The following is a 20,228-nucleotide window of genomic DNA, read 5'->3' as shown; positions in this document are numbered from 1 at the left end:
AGAGTGGTCAATTTGAAAAAAATTTCAAAAAAACGAATTTTTTTTAGCTATCGCGCTTGAATTAGCAAAACTGACCCCTATTTAGTAAAGCATCAAACAGTTAAACAGATTTTTGAAGTTGGAGAAGATTCATGGGTAAGATTATTGGAATCGACTTAGGTACTACTAACTCGTGTGTTGCAGTACTAGATGGCGACAAGCCGCGCGTAATTGAAAACGCCGAGGGCGATCGCACTACCCCTTCTATCATTGCGTTTACCGAAGACGGTGAAACGCTAGTAGGTCAGCCGGCGAAGCGTCAGGCGGTAACTAACCCTACAAACACAGTATTTGCAATCAAGCGTCTTATCGGTCGTCGTTTTGAAGACGAAGAAGTACAGCGCGATATCGGCATCATGCCGTTCAAAATTGTTAAAGCAGACAATGGCGACGCCTGGGTAGAAGTGAAGGGCGAAAAACGCGCTGCACCTCAGATTTCAGCCGAAGTACTGAAAAAGATGAAAAAGACCGCCGAGGATTACCTTGGTGAAGAAGTAACAGGTGCGGTAATCACAGTTCCTGCCTACTTCAATGACTCACAGCGTCAGGCAACTAAAGATGCCGGTCGTATCGCGGGTCTTGATGTTAAACGTATCATCAACGAACCAACCGCTGCAGCACTTGCTTACGGTATGGACCGCAAACAAGGCGACAACGTAGTTGCAGTATATGACTTAGGTGGTGGTACCTTCGATATCTCAATCATCGAGATTGACGAAGTTGAAGGCGAGCACACTTTTGAAGTACTAGCGACTAACGGTGACACGCACTTAGGTGGTGAAGACTTCGATAACCGTGTAATCAACTACCTGGTTGACGAGTTCAAAAAAGAGCAAGGCATCGACCTGCGTAACGACCCGCTAGCCATGCAGCGTGTTAAAGAAGCGGCTGAAAAAGCGAAAATCGAGCTTTCAAGTGCACAGCAAACCGAAGTGAACCTGCCGTACGTTACTGCAGACGCAACTGGTCCTAAGCATATGAACGTGAAGTTGACTCGTGCGAAGCTTGAGTCACTGGTTGAAGACCTGGTAACCAAGTCTATCGAACCACTTAAGAAAGCCCTTGCTGATGCAGATCTTTCTGTAGGCGATATCAACGACATCATCCTAGTTGGTGGTCAAACACGTATGCCTCTGGTACAGAAGACAGTTGCTGAGTTCTTCGGTAAAGAGCCACGTAAAGACGTGAACCCAGATGAAGCGGTAGCCGTAGGTGCTGCGGTTCAAGGTGGTGTACTAGCCGGTGAAGTAAAAGACGTACTATTACTGGACGTTATCCCACTGTCTCTAGGTATCGAGACCATGGGTCAGGTTATGACTACGCTGATCGAGAAAAACACGACGATTCCAACGAAGAAGTCGCAAACCTTCTCGACTGCTGATGACAACCAGAGTGCAGTAACCATTCATGTGTTACAAGGTGAGCGTAAGCGCTCGGCTGACAACAAGTCGCTGGGTCAGTTCAACCTAGAAGGTATTCGTGCGGCACGCCGTGGTGAGCCACAAATCGAAGTAACTTTCGATGTTGACGCCGATGGTATCCTACACGTGTCTGCAAAAGATAAAGACACAGGTAAAGAGCAGAAGATCACCATCCAGGCTTCTTCAGGTCTAAGCGATGAAGAAGTAGAAAAAATGGTACGTGATGCTGAAGCCAACGCCGAAGCGGATAAAAAGTTCGAAGAGCTTGTAACTGCCCGTAACCAAGCCGATGCCATGGTTCACGGTACCCGTAAGCAAATCGAAGAAGCCGGTGATGCATTACCTGCAGAAGATAAAGAAGCTATCGAAGCGGCGGTAGCCGAGCTAGAAACGGCTATCAAGGGTGAAAGCAAAGAAGAAATCGATGCGAAAACTCAAGCGCTTATCGAGAAGTCACAAAAGCTAATGGAAATCGCGCAAGCGAAAGCCCAGCAGCAAGGTGGCGCCGATGCAGGTAGCCAGCAGCAAGCAAAGCAAGACGACGACGTTGTTGATGCTGAGTTTGAAGAAGTGAAAGACGACAAGTAATATACTTGTTGCACACGGGGCGCGCTGGCGGAAATCGCTTGACGCGCCCTTAGTGTATGTAGATTTTTAAAAATAGTGGTAGATATGTCAAAACGCGATTATTACGAGGTACTGGGTGTAGCCAAAGACGCCAGTGACCGCGACATTAAAAAGGCTTATAAGCGCCTGGCGATGAAATATCACCCGGATCGTACTGCCGGCGACAAGGAACTTGAGAGCAAGTTCAAAGAGGTGAAAGAAGCCTACGAAATTCTTAACGACGCGCAGAAACGACAAACCTATGATCAGTTTGGTCATGCTGCATTTGAACAAGGCGGTGGCGGTGGTCACGGCGGCTTTGGTGGCGGCGGTGATTTCGGTGATATTTTTGGTGACGTATTCGGCGATATCTTCGGCGGTGGCCGTCGCCAGTCTCGTCAACAACGCGGCGCCGATTTACGTTACAACATGGAACTGAGCCTGGAAGAGGCGGTTCGTGGTAAAGACGTCGAAATCAAGGTTCCAACCTGGGTGAGCTGTGAGCCCTGTGATGGCTCGGGTGCTAAAGCCGGCTCAACGCCGAAAACCTGTCACACCTGTCACGGTGCAGGTCAGGTACAGATGCGCCAAGGTTTCTTTGCGGTGCAGCAAACCTGTCCAACCTGTCAGGGCACAGGTCAGGTTATCTCGGACCCTTGTAACAGTTGTCATGGCCAGGGCCGCGTAGAAAAGACCAAGACTTTGTCGGTGAAGATCCCAGCAGGTGTTGATACCGGCGACCGAATTCGCCTGGCTGGCGAAGGGGAAGCGGGAGCCCATGGCGCACCAGCGGGTGACTTGTATGTGCAGGTGAGCGTGCGCGAGCACCCGATTTTTGTTCGTGATGGCAACAATCTGTATTGTGAAGTTCCGATTGGCTTCACCACGGCTGCCTTAGGTGGCGAGATTGAAGTGCCGACTTTAGACGGTCGCGCCAAACTGAAAATACCGGCCGAGTCGCAAACGGGTAAAATGTTCCGTATGCGTGGTAAAGGTGTGAAATCGGTTCGTTCAGGCTCAGTGGGTGATCTGATCTGTAAAGTAGTGATCGAAACCCCGGTTAACTTGAACAGCGAACAACGTGAACTGCTGGAGCAGTTGGAAAAGAGCATGGGCAAAGACAGCTCAAAGTACCGTCCTAAGGAGAAAGGTTTCTTCGATGGCGTGAAAAAGTTCTTTGACGACCTGACGAAGTAATACCAATTCACTTAAATAGCTAATCATTCTAGCGGGCTAAATATCGTGCTCACTGTGTTGAAATTTTTCTATGTAGAATAACTACATAAGAAAAATTCCGCCTAGTGAGCACATCATTTATCCAGCGCTATCTCTGCTCACATACTTAACAGATTTGGTATAAGCAGAAAATAGTGAAAAAGCGCCGTAAGGCGCTTTTTTTATGGCCTTTTACTCAGGCTCAATTTAGCAAAATGGCCTGTTCGCCGTCCGTACTGCACTGGCACAGTTCGGCGCTGTCGCTGTAACGAATATCATTGATGGCAGCAGCCTTCACCGGGGTTAGTTGTTCGCAGCGCATCACGCATTGGCGCTGTTGTTGCCAGTAACTGTATTCGGCTTGTACCAACCAGGTCAGCAGCAGGCAGACCAGAATCAGGGTGAACACCCTTAGTCGTTTTAAAAGCATAATCGCCTCCGCTCACTAAAGTCCGATACTTTAACTCTAGTGTAAAAACAATGAGCCTACCTAAGCAGATTTTATTTAGTGAGGTGTCGAGTGTTAAAAGAAGGGCGTAGAAGCGTGCAGTGACTACCTGGTTGGCTGGCTCTGTGTCAGTAGGTTCGAGAGGCGGGATTGTTACACTTGGGCGTTATTTATAGATTTTTTCGGTGACCTTTTTTAGCTCGGCATGCGGTAAAAATTGATCTGAGATGGTCAAAATTGCATGCAGGTTATTTTTAAGCTTTTCTAAGTCGAGTTCACCGGGGTTGAGTGACGTTTGCATTAGATGAATTGCCATGTCAGCAAGCAAAACCCGCTGTTTCTCCAGCCATTGCGGTTCTCCTTTAGCCGTTGTAAGGGCTAAATAACTACTTTCAACTAAGTTGTGTATTTCCCAGCTTGTTTTGATTATTTCGCGGCGTTGTTCGTTATTCATATCTAACCCCTTATTGATAAAGTGAACTTTTTTCATTTAGAGCAATAAGTTAGCAGTATACCTAGGGGGCAACAAGCAGATGTGCTTGGTTTTGAACTCGGTTATTAGACAGCCTGGTTATAGAGAAGCTAAAAGCGTTATATGAACATTTTATTGGCGCGGCCTGTTGCTTGTTTGCACCCTTACTCCACCCGGCAATAATACTGTTTAAATTGCCATTTACTGGCACGTATATAGTAGCAATTGCTTTCAAAGGTGAGGATCTGAATGATATCCGCTCTTTGGGGGCGGCTAAAATAGGTGGTTCTAATCGTAGTGTCACCAAGGATTTCCACCTTATGGGGAGTAAACTTGAGCTGCTCGGGCATGCGGTTGGCGGGGTAGGTGGTAAAGGCATGCTCATGCAAGACATGGACAATACCTGAGTTGATATTATCCCTAAGCATAAGTCGCTCTTCTGCGGGGATTTCATGTTGCGAAAGCAGACTGGCAAGGGTTTTGGCCTCATCGAGTTGCCAGGCGCCCACATAAAAGGGGGTCTGCCCTGCCTGATAAACAAGGTAAGTTAAAAGAAATCCCAAACCTAGAGGCACCTTCATAGTTCCCTCTGTTCAACCCGAACGCTTTATTGTTGAGCGTCCTTTAGGTGAATAATCGTTTGGCTGCAAACCTCTTTAACTGCTTTGTTCCTTGCCTATCGGCTTCCCCCAGCAGGTATGTAACACCTCTATCGGAACAACCAATTTGAAACCAAACCCGTTAGATAGATTAGTATAGTGCCTAATTTTAAGCCTGCTATTTAGGTGTGAAAATTGCTATTTAAGCCACTGAACTAGGGCGTATTTTTGTTAATTGGATAGGTAAGGGCGGTATTGTAGACTAGTGGAAGTGTTGAAGGCACAACTTATAACTAAGGCCGTGGTTGTGCCTATATGAGGCTAGTTAACCGCAAGTTCAAAGGTTTTCTCGTTGAGCAACTCCAATTGCCAGACGTCTTCGCAATCATCCGGGCCCAACATAAAATAGGTATAGCCTTTATCCTTTATCAGATAAAAGTGCATGCTTTGAATATAGAGGGAGGCAAGATCCTTTTTTTGCGTCGGTGAGAGCGAGCTCTGCTGCTGGGCAAATGTGGATTTTTGTTTTTCTAAATTCGTTTCTACCCAGGCCGAGTCCCTGACTATTTGTACAGCGTAAGAAATTAGCTGCGGGTTTGGCTCTAAGGCGCCCTGTTCGTGCTCCAGGGTGATGGCCTTGTTATTATAGTTGCCCACCCATTTATTACTCTCGCTATCGTATTTTAGCGTGCCTAAAATAGTGTGGTTTAGCTCTTTTGCCATTTTGGGTTTTTTCTTAAAAATCCATGAAAACATAAAATTCCCTTCTCGATTAAATCTCTTGGCCCCAAGGCATGGGGCTTGGGTTCGGCGCCATTCTAGCGGTAAATATTACAAGTTAAAAATATTTAAGATAAACAAGGCATAAGCCACTTATGTGTAAGCGGCTTTAACCCCAAAATCGACAGCACCGAGCAACAGGATAGTGGCAAATAGGCAGGCTAAAAATCCGGCGAATATCTTACTGCCTCGTTTAAAACCGAATTTACTGTAGCCATAGGCGGGAATGCCGATAAAACCGATTAGGGCGCAAAACAAGGGAAAATAACCAAGATGAGTTATTGAGTTCTCTGCGCCGTGGTACCTACACCAGGCAAAACAGCAAAAGGAAATAAACAGGGTATGAGGCAAAAAGGTAATGCTTTCCTTGTCGTGGGCATACAGAAAATAGCTGTCTATAAAGGCCGCAAGGATGTAAGAAAATAGCGCCAAGATGATTATTTTATTGGATTTTTTCATCTTCTTTGGGCCGTTAGGCAAGGCTGTATTCGCGATTAGCCTTACACAAGTCGTCGTGCAGCGCCATCACATGAATTGTCTTTGGGTCGGTGATATCGGAGCCGAGTTTCATCATAAATTTGCACGAGGCATAATCATTGGCCTTGCGCTCATAGGCGTTTATCCAGTCCTGCCGCTCTTTAAGGCGCTCCGCCTTAATAGGCCAGACCCCAGGGCGAGGACGAAGCCTTTCTATGCCCACTCGCCAGGGTTTGGGGCTGACCCTGGCCCTAAAACAGCGCTGATTGCGACACATTTGCATGTAGACCCTGTCCGAGCCAAGACTTTTTAACAGCGCCGCCGAGCGCTCACTGGTGGGCTCGTACGTTTGCTCCATAAAGAGAATGCGAAAGCCCATGGATGTCTGGTAAATGCGCATATGAAGCGCTGGATTATCGGCAGAGACCTGCTGAAAGCGGGTGATGGCCTCTTGCTCCAAACCACCCCTGCGGTTAATTAGCTGGTTATTGATAAAACCCGCAATGGGTGAAGAGAGCATCAGCGACGCCAGTAGCGCGGCAAATAAAACCCACCAGGAGCCAGTGACCACGCTTGTAACAGCCCCAGCAAGTGCCAGACCAATAAACACCCAGGTAACGAGTCTCGTCGAGGGCGCACTATCGAGATCTATGTCGGCAAACATCACATCTGGGGTATTTAAGCACAGGGCGCCATAGGAGTTTCTGGAAATAACAACGTCTTGATGCTTAGAGACGACCTCTTCGCGGATGGGAATACCCTCAGCACCGTTATAGGAAATTTTATGATCAATGCGTCGCACATCGCCTTGCTCGCTCAGGGTCTTGAGTGCGTCATCAAGACGCTGATCCGCGTGTTGCTTTGCATCTTCTTCACTGATATCTGACCAGCCAAAGCGCTTGATTGTGTATTGTCGGTTGTTGGCGCGGGTTTTTGCTTGCGATTCGGACCAATACTTGGGGACTATCATGCCGTCTTCCTTGGATGGCTAAGGCTGTAGAGCGAGAAAAGATAATGCTTACCTTAGCACCTTTTGAATTCTAAAAACTAGGCTTTATTTAGTAAAGGCAATGAGTTACCTCAATTTAGGCGGTAAAAAACTGGCCAGGTTAGAGTGGGGAGCGGGAGCCCGGCACTGCGGGCTCCTAGTAACGTTTTTTTATTGATGCTGCTGATACACAGCCAAGGGATGGGAGGTACTGAGCGAGATATGCACCTTATCTCCGGGACGTACCATCACCTCGTGGCTTACTCGGCTGGTGACTAGGGTATTGCAGGTCAACTCAACCGCACACAGACGACTGCCGCCTTCAAAGCGCACCCAGGTCACGGTACCGTTACTGTTATCGCCATTTTGCGCCAACAGCACGTCATCGGGGCGCAGCAGCACATCCACGGCGCCTGCATCACAATCTATGCCTTGCGCCGGTGCTATACCGATAGCGGTGCTGGCTTGGCCGTGTTGATAGTCGCCGGCAATAAAGCTGGCTTCGCCTAAAAAGCGCGCTACAAAGCGATTGCTCGGCAGGCTAAAGCAGTGCTCAGGAGAATCGATTTGTTGAATACGTCCGTCTTTGAGCACCCCTACTCGGTCACCTACCGACAGGGCTTCTTCTTGGTCGTGGGTCACCCAAATCGCCGGGACGCCGGCGTCTTTTAAGGCATTGCGAATATCCCAGCGCAAGGTGTCTTTAAGCGCCGCATCCAGATTCGACAGAGGCTCATCTAAAAGCACAAAGTCTGGCTGGTGAGCGAGCGTTCTCGCTAATGCCACCCGTTGCTTTTGGCCGCCTGACAGTGTGGCGGGCTTTTTATCGACAAAGGCACCAAGACCAAGCAGTTCAATCCAGTGCTCCGCTAAGGAGGTATCCTTTAAGCGAAAGCAGATATTTTGCTGTACGGTGAGATGGGGGAACAGGGCAAAGTCCTGAAACACCATACCGACACGGCGTTTTTCCGGGGGCACATGTAACTTTGGGGTGGCGCGCCAGGTGCCAAGATTGATTTCTCCGGCGCTGATCGGAATAAGCCCGGCGAGGGCCTGTAAAATGGTGCTTTTACCGCAGCCGGTAGGACCAACCAGCATCAGGATCTCGCTCTCACCCAATGAGAGATCTAAGTCGCTTACGACCCGATTACTACCATAATCGATAGCCAACTTACTAACAGATAACATGTATTCTTGATCCTTAATTACTGCGTTTTTCACCGGAAAGCATAATAGCTAAACCACAGGCGGAGATCACTACAAGCAAGAGCCCGGGGATGGCGGCGCGGCCAAAGTAGCCCGCTTCATAGACGCGCCATAGGTACGTCGATAATGTCTCGAATCCAGTCGGGCCGAGCAAGAGTGTGGCCTCTAATTCTCGCATTGATTCTAAAAATACCAAGGCAGCACCTGCGACTATACCGCGCGCGGTCAACGGCAAGGTGATGCGGGTAAAGGCCTCTCGTGGGCTGGCTCCTAATACCCGCGCCGATTTAACTAAACTGGCGTCCATATGCTCGGTGCTGGTGCGCACCGAGCCCACCGCCAAGGGTAAAAACCGCAGCACATACGCGATAACCAGCAGAGCCAGAGTTTGATAAAGCATGGGTAGTTGCAGGCCGGCGTAAACCAGTGCGGTGCCCATGACAATACCGGGAATACCAAAGCCAAAATAGGTAATACGTTCCATAACACGACCGGCCTTACCGCTAAGCGCCGCATGGGCCACAGGGATAGCAACGATCACCGCCACCAGTGCCGCTATGCCCGAGGCGTAGGCCGAATGCCAGGCAATGGTAAAGTCGAACTCGGCCAGACCATCGCGGGCCAGCCACAGCGAAAAAATGCCCAAAGGCAGGCCTATCGCCAATAGCAGTACGGGGGCGAAGGTGGCGAACAGGGCCGCTACTTGCCAGGGCTTGGGGAATAAGATCAAGGGACGACCATGGCGCTCGGTGGCGGTTTTTATTTGTGATTCTAAAAACAGCAAAAAGCCGACTATACACATCAACTGCAACGACAGCATGGCGGCGCGGTTTAAACCAAAGGCGTTGTATTCCACATAGATCACCCGGGTAAAGGTATCGAGGCGCATCATCGCCGGGGTACCGAAATCGGACAGGGTATACAAGGCCACCAACAAGGCGCCGGCGGCAATACCGTTTACCACCCGGGGTAAAATCACCTTAAATACGCTCATGGTCATCGACATGCCCAGGGTTCTTGCGGCATTGACCATGCTGGCATCGAGACTCAGCAGTGAAGAGCGGGTGGTCAGCATCACAAAGGGAAAGGTGTACAGGGTCATAACAATGGCGGCGCCACTGAGGCCATACATGGGCGGCGTGGCTATGCCAAACAGCTGGTTGATTTCTCCCCCGGGGCCAAAGGCCGCATACAGGGTAAAAGCGCCGATATAGCTGGGGATGGCTAAGGGCGCGGCAAACACCACTAGCCACATCTTCTTCAGCGGTAGATGTACATAAGCGCTGATAAAGGCCAGGGGCACGCCGATAATGATCGAGCCCAACACAGTAAGTACCATCAGCGACAGGGTATTGCCGAGTATGGTGAGGTTATGGCTGTCGAATACATTACTGGCGTCACTGGCGAGCGTGAGCAGCACATACACAGGGGTTAAGGCCACGAGCGCTGCCAGCAGCGCCATGGGGTAGGAAGCGGGTAGGCGCATTAGAGCACACCGTTGTTACGCATTAAATCCAGGGTCGGGCGCAAGTCTGCCAATTGCGTTAAGTCTATTTTAGGCGGTGAAATGCTGGCCAGTGAGGGCAATCCTTCGGGCGGTTTAATGCCTTCGATAAGCGGGATTTCATAGGCCTCACGGGCCAGATAACCCTGTACCTCAGCGCTTAATAGGTAACGCATAAAGTTGGTTGCCAGCGGGTCTTTATTCAAGGCCAAAATACCTGAGGCATTAACTAAACAGCCGGCATCATTTTGGGTAAAAGCAAGATCTAACTTGGCTTCGGGTTTACCCGCTTTAAGGCGCAGACTGTAGTAGTGATTGGCAAAACCTATGTCTACTTCACCGCGCTCCACAGCCATCACTACACCCAGTTCACCGGCATAGGATTTGGCTTTCTTTTTCACCTTTTTCAGCCACTTGGCGGTTTTATCATCACCTTCAAGCAAACGCATCGCGGTGATAAAGGACTGGAATGAGGCATAGGCCGGGGCCCAGCCAATACTCAGGTCACTGTCGGCAATGGCCATAATGCTGTCGGGGATCTGCTCCTTGGTCAAACGCTCTGTGTTGTAGGGCAGGGTGCGTATGCGGCCGGTCACTGGCGCCCAGCCCTCGTAGCGAAACTGAGGTTGCAGTTGTGCCGATAAGTCAGCAGGCAGCGGCTGTGCCAGCCCGGCATCGGTTACCAAGCCTATGGCACCGGAGTCCACCGCCCAGAATAAATCGGCGCGGCGTACGCCCATTTTCGCTTCCGCGACTATGGTGTTGGCCAGGGCAGCAGTGGGGCCGCGGCGAATACCCAGCTCTAAATTCGGGTTTTTATCTTGAATGGCTTGCAGGACATTTTCATACAGACCGCCTTCGCCACGGCCAAGGTATAAGGTTAGCTTGCCTTCGAGGGTGGGCAGACTGTCCACCGATACCGGGTTGGCAGCGGTGGCCGCGAATGCCCGCGCTAGGGGCAGCGGCAAGGTGCTGGCTACCCCAAAGGCGGCCAGACCCTGAATAAAGGTTCTGCGTTTCACTTAGAACACGTCCTTACGGGCTTTTTCGGCCTTTTCAATTAGTTTTTTGGCACGATCAAGCTTGCTTTGCATGGCAACAACCACAGCACGTACGTCATCGACACTTTGGTTATCGGCGATCGCCTTTGGCAAGGTCACATTGAAGTCTTTTTCCAATTCTTCTACCAGGTTGGCATCTTGCTCAATTAAGGTGCCTTCAACGCCTTCAAACAGGTGCAGGTAGGTGTCATGAACGATCTGCGTGGCTTCATCGCCAAGGCGTTCTGCATATTTGGCAACGACACGGTCGAGCTTATGCTTGATCTCGTCCATGGTGGCGCTTTGTGTCATGGTCTCTGTAGCCGTAGCCTTAACGCTCTGAAGCAGGCCTTTTTGCTGGAATTGCGCCGCCAGTTTAACTGCGCCCAGGCCTTGCCAAAGCGCGGCATTGAGTGCTTCTTGTTGCTTACGTGCTTCGGCCCTGGCGCTTTATTGTCTATGGCCATCTTGATGCCGTAAAGCCCTTGCCAGATAGAAGCATAAACGGGCACATAGTTAGTTTCGATGGCGCTGTGAAATTTAACCGATTCCCAGTATTCAACGAGGTCATCGCTATTGACCGCCTTGTTGCCTTTAGCCTCGTAATCGCTGACCATGGCATCAACCTTGCCAATCATCCATTGTACTTCTTCGGAATAATCTTTTAGGTTTTCTTGTAGGTGATTAACGTGTTCGCCGATAGGACCGTTGGCAAAGGCCGGCTGAAAGCTAAATGCAGAGGCGAATAACAGGCTCACGCCCAAGGTTTTGACTGATTTATACAATGAATTCATAGCGTGGGGATCCAAGGCTAATTGTAAATGATAGTTATTATCATATCCGCACAACTCGTTTAAATCAATACATTAAAGTGTCGTGTTCCGTTACTTTTTGTGCCAAACAGCACATCAGCAAGAGCAGGGTCTCATAGACCCGATGGAGCATAGACAAGTGCCCCAAGCAAACAGTATGCTGCTTGATGGTAATACCAATTCTGTTAGATATGTGATCAGATATAGCGCTGGATAAATGATATGATAACAAGGCGGTATTTTTCTTATGTAGTTATTCTACATGGAAAAATTCCAACGCTGTAAGCATGATATTTAGCCTGCTAGAATGATTAGCTATTTAAGTGAATTGGTATATCTACTTTGAACAAGGGATTGGACATGACCCCAGCGGTAACCTTTTTAACCAAGCATAAGGTGAAGTTTGAGCTCATCAGTTTTGAGCATGACGCCCAGGTTGATAATTATGGTCAGGAAGTCATAGATAAATTGGCGCTGGACGGGGCCTGCGTATTCAAAACCTTGGTGCTGGAAACCGCAGAGCAAGGGTTTGTGGTCGCCATTACCCCGGTGAACCAACAGGTGAATACCAAATCCCTGGCCAAACTGGCGGGCTGTAAAAAAGCGGCCATGGCCGCGGGGGCCGATGTGGAGCGGGTAACCGGCTATGTGCTCGGCGGCGTGAGCCCCTTTGCGCAAAAGAAACGACTGCCCGTGTATGTGCATCAAAGCGCCCTGGCGCAGGAAACAATTTATGTCAGTGCCGGCAAGCGCGGTGTTGAGCTGGCCTTGGCACCACAGGATTTAATTACCCTTCTAAATGCCCGTAGCGGTGAGTTTTAGCCCTAGTGCCTTTATTGCGCTCTCTATCGAGCGCGCTCTGTGTTGTTGGGCGCTTGCTGCGGCGCTCATTTTTCCCCAAACAATCTTCTCTCTGCGTATTTGTTTCATGCTTTTTCACTAGCGAAGCACTCGAACCCCCTCCTTGAATCACGTACTGAGCAAAATTATTTTTTGCGTACACCTGTACGCTCAAAGCGCGGTAATTCAGGCGCTTGGGGCGAATAAGGCAAATAAAGTTTGAAATTTGTGTTAAAAAAACTGGTTGGACCAATTGATCTATTCAGATTTTTATGACGTAATAATGGAAATTAACTGGTCAGATGAGTTGGTTATGAGCTTACGTACAAAATTAAAAAAAATCCTTCCTAGTATTTCCATCACAGAGCAAGAGGCGCTGGACGCCGGTGATGTATGGTTAGAAGGTTCTATCTACCGTGGTAAACCTGATTTCGCGGCGCTGCGCGATGTGCCAGCGGCAACCTTGAGCCAAGAAGAGCAAGCCTTCCTAGATGGCCCCGTGGCCCAGCTGTTGGAAATGATCGATGAGTCCGAGATTCAATCGGGCACGCATCTGCCTGAGCATATTCTAGAGTTCTTGAAAAAAGAACGTTTCTTCTCGCTGATCATTCCCAAGAAGTTCGGTGGTCTTGAATTTAGCCCCTATGCCAACTCGACCATAGTGGCCACCATTTCAACTAAGTCATCGGCGGTTGCCGTGACCGTGATGGTGCCAAACTCCTTGGGTCCGGGTGAGCTATTGCTGCACTATGGTACCGAAGAGCAACAAAATCATTATCTGCCGCGCCTTGCCAATGGTCGCGATATTCCTTGTTTCGCCCTGACCAGCCCGGAAGCGGGTTCGGATGCCGGTGGTATTCCGGATATCGGCGTGGTTAAAGAAGGTGAATACCAGGGCGAGAAGGTACTTGGCCTGGAAGTAACCTGGGACAAGCGTTATATCACCCTAGCACCTATCGCCACCGTATTGGGTTTAGCCTTTAAGGTGCAGGACCCGGATCACCTGCTGGGTGATAAGGAAGACCTCGGCATTACCTGTGCGCTGATTCCAAATACCCACCCGGGTGTGGAGCTGGGTAATCGCCACGACCCTATGGGCGTGCGTTTTTACAATGGTACGACGCGCGGTGAAAAAGTCTTTATTCCTATGGACTTTATTATCGGCGGACAAAAGAACATCGGTCGCGGTTGGCAGATGCTGGTGAGCTGTTTGGGTGCCGGCCGTGGTATTTCACTGCCAGCTTTAGGTGTGTCGGTATCTCAGGTTTCCTTTAAGGGCGCCGCCGAGTATGCCGCGGTGCGTGAACAGTTTGGTCTGGCTATCGGTCAGTTCGAAGGTATTCAGGAAAAGCTGGCCGATATCGCCGGTAAAACCTACTTACAAGAAGCCATGCGTGTGCTCACCACAGAAGGTCTGGGCATGGGTCTAAAACCTTCGGTAGTAACCGCCATTGCTAAGTACCATATGACCGAAATCGGCCGCGACGTGCTGAACTCGGCCATGGATATTCAAGCCGGTAAAGCCATTCAGCGCGGCCCGCAAAACACCCTGGCCAGCGGCTTTGTCGCTCAGCCCATCGCCATTACGGTAGAAGGGGCGAATATCCTGACGCGTAACCTGATGATCTTTGGTCAAGGTGTGATGCGCTGTCACCCTTACTTGCAGAGCATGGTGGAGTCCATCCACTCGCAAGAAAAAGATGCCGATGCCACCTTTAATCGTATTTTGCGTAAAACTGTGGGTTACAGCACCGCCAATGCGCTGCGTGCTTTCAAACATGGTTTATTGCCTTTTACCGCGCCAAGCGCATCGTCTTTGCCTGAAGTACGCCAGTATGAAAAGGCGGTGCACAAGTTGTCGTCACGCCTGGCCGTGTATGCGGATTTCTCCTTGTTGGTTTTGGGCGGAAAGTTAAAGCAGGCGGAAATGCTGTCGGCGCGCCTGGGCGATGTGATGAGCTATATGTATGCGGCCATGGCTTCGATTAAATACTATGAGCAAAAGGTCAGCAGCGCAGATCGCGAGCAAGCGGCGCCATACTTCCACTATGCGACCCGCTGGGCACTGCAACAGGCAGAGCAGGCACTGCATGCCTTCTTGGATAACTTCCCGGCATCGGGCACCCGTAAGTTTATGCGTTTCCTAACCTGGCAGTACGGTTACAAGATGCCAGCCATTGGCGACAACTTGGTTCGCGAACTGGCCCATCAGGCGCAACTGGATACGGCCATTAAAGCCCAGCTGACGCATCTGGTTAAACCAACGCCGGGCGATGGTCACGATATCAACGAGCAGGCCTACAAAGCCAAGCTGGCAAACCTTGAGAGCCTGGCCAAGGTACGCAAGGCCATTAAGTCGAAGCAGATTCGCTCTGGTGTGCGTTTTGCCGAGACGCTGGATAATGCCCTGGCAGCCAGTGTGATCGATGCCAACGAATATGCGTCTTTGGTAGATTATAACCGCAAGCGTGAGCTGGCTATTCGCGTCGATGAATTCGATTTCGATATGAACCTGCTGCGCCCGGACGGCACCCGTGCCGACGGTCAAGACATGAGTCTACGCAGCGCCAGCTAATTATTCCCTGTCACATTTGCATTACCACCAAGCCCTTACCTCTGCGTAAGGGCTTTTTTATTGGGTGATCTTAAGGCGGCCTCTGTTCGTAATGCCAGACGGAGGAAATGTATGCTCACTTTATTTTATGACGGCAATTGTCCGATGTGTGCCGCCGAGATCAGAAAATTAAAAGGGTGCGCTCATGAGGGTGCCCTTGTACTTATCGATATTAATAACGATGAAGACCTTTCACCTTTCCCCATGATTGATTATCACGCCGCCTTAAATACCTTGCATGCCCTTGATGAAAAAGGGCAGATTTTACTGGGGTTGGATGCCAATGTCGCCGTGTGGCGGGCGGTTGGTAAGTACCCTTGGTTAAGGGTGTTGCGCTGGCCATTGATCCGTATTGTCGCAGACTGCTGCTATCGAATTTTTGCGAATAATCGCCACCGGATAGCGGGTTGGCTATCGACTCGAGCTTGTAAAGAGCAGTGCGCAGTGGGTGAGCGACATGAGTAGAGCCCTGATAATTGGCGCCTCGAGTGCCATAGCCCAAGCTCTTATCGAGGAGTTGGAGTTACACGGGACGCAGGTGCACAGCGTGAGCAGAGCCAGGCTCACGCGTGAGCGACACAGCTGTTTGACTTACAGTGAGCAGGCGATTGCCAACTGGTGCCTTGATGCCCGGCAACAGGGGTTGGCCTTTGAACAAATTTATATTTGCAACGGCATGCTGCACGCAGAGGAGGTGCAGCCCGAAAAATCCCTAACTGCTTTTTCGCAGTCGGCCTTTTTCGAGGTGATGCAGCGCAACACAGTAGTCCCTATGTGGTGGCTGTCGAACCTAAGCAAGCTCCTGGCGCCCAAAGCGCAATGCGTGGTTACCATTTTAAGTGCCCGCGTGGGCAGCATCACAGATAACCGCCTAGGGGGCTGGTATAGCTACCGCGCCTCAAAGGCGGCCTTAAATATGCTTACTAAAACCGCCGCCATTGAAATCCGGCGCACGCACAAGCAAAGCAAATTTTTGTTGTTTCATCCCGGTACCACGGACAGTGCGCTGTCCAAGCCTTTTCAAAAAAATGTGCCTGCAGGCAAGTTGTTTACCCCTCATTTTGTCGCCCAGCGTTTACGGGAGCTCAGTACAGATTATGCCTTTCTTCCGCCCTGTGGCTTCTATGACTGGAATAGGCAACCCATTGAATTTTAAAGTTTATAGAGAAGATAATAATGCAATTTAGTAAAGACGATCTCGACGCCATGCCCTCACGCTATAGAGCGCACTTCGTAAACAGTCTGTCGGGGTATAAAAGTGCAAACCTGGTGGGCACCACAGATGGTAAGGGCAACCATAACCTAGCCATTGTCAGCTCTGTTGTGCACCTGGGGGCGCATCCCCCTTTGGTCGCCATGATCATGCGCCCGGATGTGGTGGAGCGCCATACCCTCAGTAATATAAGGGCCACGGGTTGGTATACCATTAACCAGGTGAACACTGGTTTTTGGCAGGCCGCGCATCAGACATCGGCGAAGTACGCTGTGCATGAAAGTGAATTTGATGCGGTTGGCTTAGAGTCTCAATTTATCGGTGAGTGTCCCGCTCCTTTCGTCAGCCAAAGCCTGTTGAAATATTCGGTGAAATTGGTTGCTGAGCAAGTCATAGAACAAAATGGCACCCTGATCTTGATTGGCGCAATCGAACAGGGGGAGGTCAGTGACAACGCCTTGTGCAGCGACGGCCATATCGACCTTCACAGTATAGATACGGTGGCGATAACGGGATTAGACGGGTACCATGTTGGCAGCCGCCTTGGCCGCCTCAGTTATGCACAACCTCATGTGTGGCCAAGCGCGCTGGATGACTAGTGTAAAGGGGATTGACAGCGCCCTTGTGTCGAGACTGTGCTGAGGTACAATGTCGGCAAGTTGAATTAAGAGGTTTCTCCCATGCGTTTAGTCTTATCCCTGTTTCTTGGTGTTTTTATTGGTCTTGCGTCAATGCCGACAACGGCTCAGCAGAGCGTTGATCTCGAAGCCGTGATGAAGAAAATGGGCCACAGCTTTAAACAAGCGATTAAAGCCGAAGATCAAGGGCAAATGCTTATGGCCTTGGACGAGCTAGAGACCTTGGTAGAGCAAGCCAAGCAGGCTCGCTTTAACAAAGAGCCGGAAAAGTCTCAGTTGGGGTTGGACAAGGTGTTGGAGCAGATTGCACTGGCTCGTACCTTGGCGCAGAACAACGAATTGGCGCAAGCGAGCGTGGTCCTAAAAAGCATTGACTCACTGCGCAAGGAATACCACGAGCTTCATGAGCCACCGGGCTTGTGGCAATTATTGTTTGGTCAATAATATTTATACCAATTCACTTAAATAGCTAATCACCCTAGCGGGCTAAATGTCGTGCTCACCGCGTTGGAATTTTTCTTATGTAGAATAACTACATAAGAAAAATTCCGCCTTGTTATCACATCATTTATCCAGCGCTATATCTGATCACATACTTAACAGATTTGGTATTAGTTTCTCACTGGTTGCGGTGTTAATCGCCGCCACCACAGCCTCCACCGCAGCTTGAGTCACCGCCGACACTATCGCTCGAGCTCGACGTTGAACCGCTGTCACCTGCACATCCCGATGAACAACCTATATGGGCGGCACAATAGCCATCGCCATACAGGGGCGACTTTTTATTCTTGCAATCTAAGGCGTAGACAAAGCCATCTTTAATTTCAAGCTGGCTATCGAGAGCGAACAGTAGGGGCAACTGCGTGGGTGCCGCAGCGGGTAAGTTGCTTTTGGCACAGGCTAAACGCCAAGCGCGCCTGATACCATCCTGGGCGACCACCTTGGTTCTCATGGCCTCGCTTGGGGTATGGTGCAAAAAGCGCCCGAGTGCCTTTTTACAAAACTGCTGATAGTTGCGGGTAAAGAGGATAAATTCATGCCAGGCCACGTCGACCACCTGCGAGGGCATGGCTACCATTTTATTGCCAGCTTGATGACAGATATAAAAGTAATCCCTTAGCCCTTGCAATACCAGCTCTACGTCCTTGTCTTTGAGATGGGGGTAAGCGTGCTTTACTTTGGCGGCTATCGCCGGGGCAAACTGATATCGCTCTATATACACTCGCTGTGCTTGCTTTTTGCGGCGCTGGTATAAATAGACGCTCAGACCTAAAACGATCAGCGCCGTGATGGATGTCATTAACATTTGCTGTCCCTACCCATGGGTTATTCTTTTTATTATTCAGCTAACTACGGGTTGCCCTTGGAAGCAAGTTGTTTTTTGGCTAACAGCCTTTTTGTATACACAGAGCTAGGTTTTGCAAGGTAAAGGGCCAGGGCTCTTGGTGTAAGCTGCTAAAGCGCTTAAAGTTAATATTGCCCAGGGTGCGTTCTTGTATGGCCTTGATCAGTATTTGATATTGCTCGGAATCGGGCTCAAATATGGCGAAGTTACTGCTAGAGATAAAGGTATCGCCCTGATGATGGGCATCGTGCAACATGATCAAGGCCGCAGCCCCCAATAACACATGGCCACCGACGGAAACATCAAGGTGTTCATCGGTGTCCATCTTATCCCAATTGATACCGCCGACGACCGGTAGCTGCGCCGAGTTTACACTCGCAGCAGCTCTAAGAGCGCCCCCTGCAATGGGGTCGTTGGCTGCCCAAATCATATTGATATTCTTGATATGACTAAGCACGCGAATACTTTTGCGATAGCCTTGCTCTGCGGACCAATTTGCCACTTCATGGTATACCAGGTTTACTTCCGGGTGCTGGCGTAAAAACAATTCCAGGCCACGCTGGCGGCTGAGTGCCGAATCGGTAGTGTGATCGCCATACAGTGCCAGCATATTGAGTTTGGCATCTTCACCAAAACGCTCAATGGCGCGCTCAAACAGACCGCGGGCCAGCTTATAACCGGCCTCGAAATGATTGGGAAGAATATAGCCGAGCAGCCAATCTGGTTTAGTGGTGAGAATGTGCTCCTGCGGAGCATTATAAATAAATAACAGTGGCTTATCTAATTCAGCATCGGCCTTGATCAGTTTGGTTATGGCTTTTTTCTCGTCAACCACTATGACATAGTCGGCATTGCTTCTGAGCGCGTCGTTCAGTTGCGACTTCATTAAAATATGATTGCGATTGGCATAGGTGACCGACAATTTAATATCGAGATCCTCGGCCACAGCTTCCATCGCCAGGGCCACGTTACGCCAAAACAGGCCGGTCGAATTATCGAACTGGTGACCGGGGTTCACAAAGCGTACCTTAAGCGGCTGGGCATCGGGATCGGCTTGAGCGCCTGCACTGATAAGCAGCAAGCTGAGGGTGAACGAAACGAGTAAAAAGCGGAAAATCGTCATTATTTCAACATATAACTGATATAGACCCTAGTGTATGTGGCGTGCGTGCATCAGTAAAGGAAGGGTCGACAATTTCCGCTTTAGTTTAGCGTTTTAACGATAAATCATACTTGAGCACCAGGGCATCCAGGTATTTGGCGCGCAGCGAATGCTTGTATTCATGGCCAGGCGGTTCAATAATCGCTTTGGAAAATTGTTTCATAATTGGGTGTAATTGCTGCCTTTGCTCGGCACTTAAGGCGGTGACCGTCATCCCTTCGGTAAGGGTGTCTATGCTGTAGCGTAATGCATCCATATGGATAATTTCTTCAATCTGCCCTTGTCGGGTTTGGGTACCGAATTGGCCGCTTAAAAATTGCTGCCACAGGTGGGTGAGTCGCTCGTCAATATCTTCCAGGTAGTCGTCAACCAGGTAGAGTCCCTCGTTTTGCAAAGAGTAAAGCGCCTGCATCGCCCGCTGGGCAAAGAGGTTAAAGGCTACACTGGCCGACTCTATGTTTGCCTTGGCAATTTGCCGTCCCCAGTCCTGCATAGCGATAGGGTAGTACTGCCAAAATACCTGACAGTCATAAATCCCCTGTACCGAATGGCATTGAATGGTGTTTTCCAGGCTATAGCTGGCCTGAGGAAAAATGCACAGATGCTGCCAGTGCTCAAGTTGCTCACGGTCTACACCCAGGTGTTGGCAAAGCTGATCTTCCCGGTAGAAAAATTGTTCCAAATAATCCAAAAGATGCATAGGTAAATCGATAGCTGTATATTTATACAGTTATCTTGATTCAAACCCGATTAAGTTGCAAGCCTTAAAATGGAGAAATTATTACGCAAAGGTGTCGTTCCTCTCGGCA

20 protein-coding genes and 1 pseudogene are annotated in these 20,228 nt (G+C 49.8%); 8 read left to right on the top strand and 13 right to left on the bottom strand.

Annotated features, from left to right (window positions below; all coding sequences use genetic code 11):
* The first annotated feature begins 131 nt into the window (after positions 1–131).
* On the top strand, positions 132–2,048 hold the full coding sequence (dnaK, locus tag C2M34_RS10730) for a molecular chaperone DnaK (RefSeq protein WP_105201492.1): 1,917 nt from the start codon (positions 132–134) through the stop codon (positions 2,046–2,048).
* Positions 2,049–2,132: 84 nt separating this feature from the next.
* Complete coding sequence (gene dnaJ / locus C2M34_RS10725) at positions 2,133–3,263, top strand: molecular chaperone DnaJ (RefSeq protein ID WP_105201491.1); 1,131 nt, start codon at positions 2,133–2,135, stop codon at positions 3,261–3,263.
* 220 nt (positions 3,264–3,483) lie between these two features.
* On the opposite strand, the gene C2M34_RS10720 is transcribed toward dnaJ, so the two are convergent.
* From C2M34_RS10720 to C2M34_RS10675, 10 genes and pseudogenes are all read right to left on the bottom strand, one after another.
* Positions 3,484–3,711 (bottom strand): hypothetical protein, encoded by a 228-nt coding sequence (locus C2M34_RS10720; protein ID WP_158677907.1) that lies wholly within the window; start codon positions 3,709–3,711, stop codon positions 3,484–3,486.
* Between the two features lie 184 nt (positions 3,712–3,895).
* The gene (locus C2M34_RS10715; RefSeq protein ID WP_105201688.1) at positions 3,896–4,183 is read right to left on the bottom strand and encodes a hypothetical protein; all 288 of its coding nucleotides are present in this window, start codon (positions 4,181–4,183) and stop codon (positions 3,896–3,898) included.
* A gap of 182 nt (positions 4,184–4,365) precedes the next feature.
* The gene (locus tag C2M34_RS10710) at positions 4,366–4,764 is read right to left on the bottom strand and encodes a hypothetical protein (protein ID WP_158681428.1); all 399 of its coding nucleotides are present in this window, start codon (positions 4,762–4,764) and stop codon (positions 4,366–4,368) included.
* A gap of 357 nt (positions 4,765–5,121) precedes the next feature.
* Positions 5,122–5,556: a hypothetical protein gene (locus C2M34_RS10705; RefSeq protein ID WP_105201488.1), complete on the bottom strand. Its 435-nt coding sequence runs from the start codon at positions 5,554–5,556 to the stop codon at positions 5,122–5,124.
* 117 nt (positions 5,557–5,673) lie between these two features.
* Positions 5,674–6,039 (bottom strand): hypothetical protein, encoded by a 366-nt coding sequence (locus tag C2M34_RS10700; protein ID WP_105258753.1) that lies wholly within the window; start codon positions 6,037–6,039, stop codon positions 5,674–5,676.
* 13 nt (positions 6,040–6,052) lie between these two features.
* Positions 6,053–7,027 carry a hypothetical protein gene (locus tag C2M34_RS10695; RefSeq protein WP_105258752.1) on the bottom strand — a complete coding sequence of 325 codons (975 nt, stop codon included), beginning with the start codon at positions 7,025–7,027 and terminating at the stop codon, positions 6,053–6,055.
* 189 nt (positions 7,028–7,216) lie between these two features.
* Positions 7,217–8,233: an ABC transporter ATP-binding protein gene (locus C2M34_RS10690; protein ID WP_105258751.1), complete on the bottom strand. Its 1,017-nt coding sequence runs from the start codon at positions 8,231–8,233 to the stop codon at positions 7,217–7,219.
* A 13-nt stretch (positions 8,234–8,246) separates the two neighbouring features.
* Positions 8,247–9,737 (bottom strand): ABC transporter permease, encoded by a 1,491-nt coding sequence (locus C2M34_RS10685; protein ID WP_105258750.1) that lies wholly within the window; start codon positions 9,735–9,737, stop codon positions 8,247–8,249.
* Positions 9,737–10,777, bottom strand: coding sequence for a substrate-binding domain-containing protein (locus tag C2M34_RS10680; RefSeq protein ID WP_105258749.1), 1,041 nt, complete (start codon positions 10,775–10,777; stop codon positions 9,737–9,739). Before C2M34_RS10680 ends, C2M34_RS10685 begins: the two co-directional genes overlap by 1 nt.
* Positions 10,778–11,589, bottom strand: a pseudogene (locus C2M34_RS10675) (hypothetical protein).
* A gap of 378 nt (positions 11,590–11,967) precedes the next feature.
* On the opposite strand from C2M34_RS10675, the gene ybaK reads away from it, so the two are divergent.
* From ybaK to C2M34_RS10645, 6 genes are all read left to right on the top strand, one after another.
* Positions 11,968–12,429: a Cys-tRNA(Pro) deacylase gene (ybaK, locus tag C2M34_RS10670; RefSeq protein WP_105258748.1), complete on the top strand. Its 462-nt coding sequence runs from the start codon at positions 11,968–11,970 to the stop codon at positions 12,427–12,429.
* A 331-nt stretch (positions 12,430–12,760) separates the two neighbouring features.
* Positions 12,761–15,022, top strand: coding sequence for an acyl-CoA dehydrogenase (locus C2M34_RS10665; protein WP_105201687.1), 2,262 nt, complete (start codon positions 12,761–12,763; stop codon positions 15,020–15,022).
* A gap of 111 nt (positions 15,023–15,133) precedes the next feature.
* Positions 15,134–15,526 carry a thiol-disulfide oxidoreductase DCC family protein gene (locus tag C2M34_RS10660; protein ID WP_105258747.1) on the top strand — a complete coding sequence of 131 codons (393 nt, stop codon included), beginning with the start codon at positions 15,134–15,136 and terminating at the stop codon, positions 15,524–15,526.
* On the top strand, positions 15,519–16,217 hold the full coding sequence (locus C2M34_RS10655; protein ID WP_105258746.1) for an SDR family NAD(P)-dependent oxidoreductase: 699 nt from the start codon (positions 15,519–15,521) through the stop codon (positions 16,215–16,217). The genes C2M34_RS10660 and C2M34_RS10655 overlap by 8 nt, the downstream gene beginning before the upstream one ends.
* Positions 16,218–16,237: 20 nt before the next feature.
* Entirely contained in the window at positions 16,238–16,873 is a 636-nt protein-coding gene (locus C2M34_RS10650; protein ID WP_105258745.1) for a flavin reductase family protein, read from the top strand.
* 81 nt (positions 16,874–16,954) lie between these two features.
* The gene (locus tag C2M34_RS10645; RefSeq protein ID WP_234398801.1) at positions 16,955–17,356 is read left to right on the top strand and encodes a cytochrome b562; all 402 of its coding nucleotides are present in this window, start codon (positions 16,955–16,957) and stop codon (positions 17,354–17,356) included.
* Positions 17,357–17,546: 190 nt separating this feature from the next.
* Here the strand turns inward: C2M34_RS10645 and C2M34_RS10640 are convergent, their stop codons facing one another.
* The 3 genes from C2M34_RS10640 to C2M34_RS10630 form a co-directional block, all read right to left on the bottom strand.
* The gene (locus C2M34_RS10640) at positions 17,547–18,218 is read right to left on the bottom strand and encodes a glycine-rich domain-containing protein (protein ID WP_199878788.1); all 672 of its coding nucleotides are present in this window, start codon (positions 18,216–18,218) and stop codon (positions 17,547–17,549) included.
* Positions 18,219–18,297: 79 nt separating this feature from the next.
* Positions 18,298–19,380 carry a substrate-binding domain-containing protein gene (locus tag C2M34_RS10635; protein WP_105201476.1) on the bottom strand — a complete coding sequence of 361 codons (1,083 nt, stop codon included), beginning with the start codon at positions 19,378–19,380 and terminating at the stop codon, positions 18,298–18,300.
* Between the two features lie 85 nt (positions 19,381–19,465).
* Positions 19,466–20,119, bottom strand: a complete 654-nt coding sequence (locus C2M34_RS10630) for a DUF6058 family natural product biosynthesis protein (RefSeq protein ID WP_105201475.1) — start codon at positions 20,117–20,119, stop codon at positions 19,466–19,468.
* Positions 20,120–20,228: the final 109 nt, after the last annotated feature.

Origin of the sequence: Pseudoalteromonas sp. T1lg88 (genome assembly GCF_002964765.1) — a bacterium.
GTDB lineage: Bacteria > Pseudomonadota > Gammaproteobacteria > Enterobacterales > Alteromonadaceae > Pseudoalteromonas.
The sequence above is the reverse complement of the archived record's forward strand: the minus strand, read 5'-3'. Positions and strand labels throughout refer to the sequence as shown.

Bases quoted from the DNA above. Each gene is read 5' to 3' on its own strand.
- dnaK (WP_105201492.1), top strand. From the start codon at position 132: ATGGGTAAGATTATTGGAATCGACTTAGGTACTACTAACTCGTGTGTT.
- dnaJ (WP_105201491.1), top strand. From the start codon at position 2,133: ATGTCAAAACGCGATTATTACGAGGTACTGGGTGTAGCCAAAGACGCC.
- C2M34_RS10720 (WP_158677907.1), bottom strand. From the start codon at position 3,711: ATGCTTTTAAAACGACTAAGGGTGTTCACCCTGATTCTGGTCTGCCTG.
- C2M34_RS10715 (WP_105201688.1), bottom strand. From the start codon at position 4,183: ATGAATAACGAACAACGCCGCGAAATAATCAAAACAAGCTGGGAAATA.
- C2M34_RS10705 (WP_105201488.1), bottom strand. From the start codon at position 5,556: ATGTTTTCATGGATTTTTAAGAAAAAACCCAAAATGGCAAAAGAGCTA.
- C2M34_RS10700 (WP_105258753.1), bottom strand. From the start codon at position 6,039: ATGAAAAAATCCAATAAAATAATCATCTTGGCGCTATTTTCTTACATC.
- C2M34_RS10695 (WP_105258752.1), bottom strand. From the start codon at position 7,027: ATGATAGTCCCCAAGTATTGGTCCGAATCGCAAGCAAAAACCCGCGCC.
- C2M34_RS10690 (WP_105258751.1), bottom strand. From the start codon at position 8,233: ATGTTATCTGTTAGTAAGTTGGCTATCGATTATGGTAGTAATCGGGTC.
- C2M34_RS10685 (WP_105258750.1), bottom strand. From the start codon at position 9,737: ATGCGCCTACCCGCTTCCTACCCCATGGCGCTGCTGGCAGCGCTCGTG.
- ybaK (WP_105258748.1), top strand. From the start codon at position 11,968: ATGACCCCAGCGGTAACCTTTTTAACCAAGCATAAGGTGAAGTTTGAG.
- C2M34_RS10665 (WP_105201687.1), top strand. From the start codon at position 12,761: ATGAGCTTACGTACAAAATTAAAAAAAATCCTTCCTAGTATTTCCATC.
- C2M34_RS10660 (WP_105258747.1), top strand. From the start codon at position 15,134: ATGCTCACTTTATTTTATGACGGCAATTGTCCGATGTGTGCCGCCGAG.
- C2M34_RS10655 (WP_105258746.1), top strand. From the start codon at position 15,519: ATGAGTAGAGCCCTGATAATTGGCGCCTCGAGTGCCATAGCCCAAGCT.
- C2M34_RS10650 (WP_105258745.1), top strand. From the start codon at position 16,238: ATGCAATTTAGTAAAGACGATCTCGACGCCATGCCCTCACGCTATAGA.
- C2M34_RS10645 (WP_234398801.1), top strand. From the start codon at position 16,955: ATGCGTTTAGTCTTATCCCTGTTTCTTGGTGTTTTTATTGGTCTTGCG.
- C2M34_RS10640 (WP_199878788.1), bottom strand. From the start codon at position 18,218: ATGTTAATGACATCCATCACGGCGCTGATCGTTTTAGGTCTGAGCGTC.
- C2M34_RS10635 (WP_105201476.1), bottom strand. From the start codon at position 19,380: ATGACGATTTTCCGCTTTTTACTCGTTTCGTTCACCCTCAGCTTGCTG.
- C2M34_RS10630 (WP_105201475.1), bottom strand. From the start codon at position 20,119: ATGCATCTTTTGGATTATTTGGAACAATTTTTCTACCGGGAAGATCAG.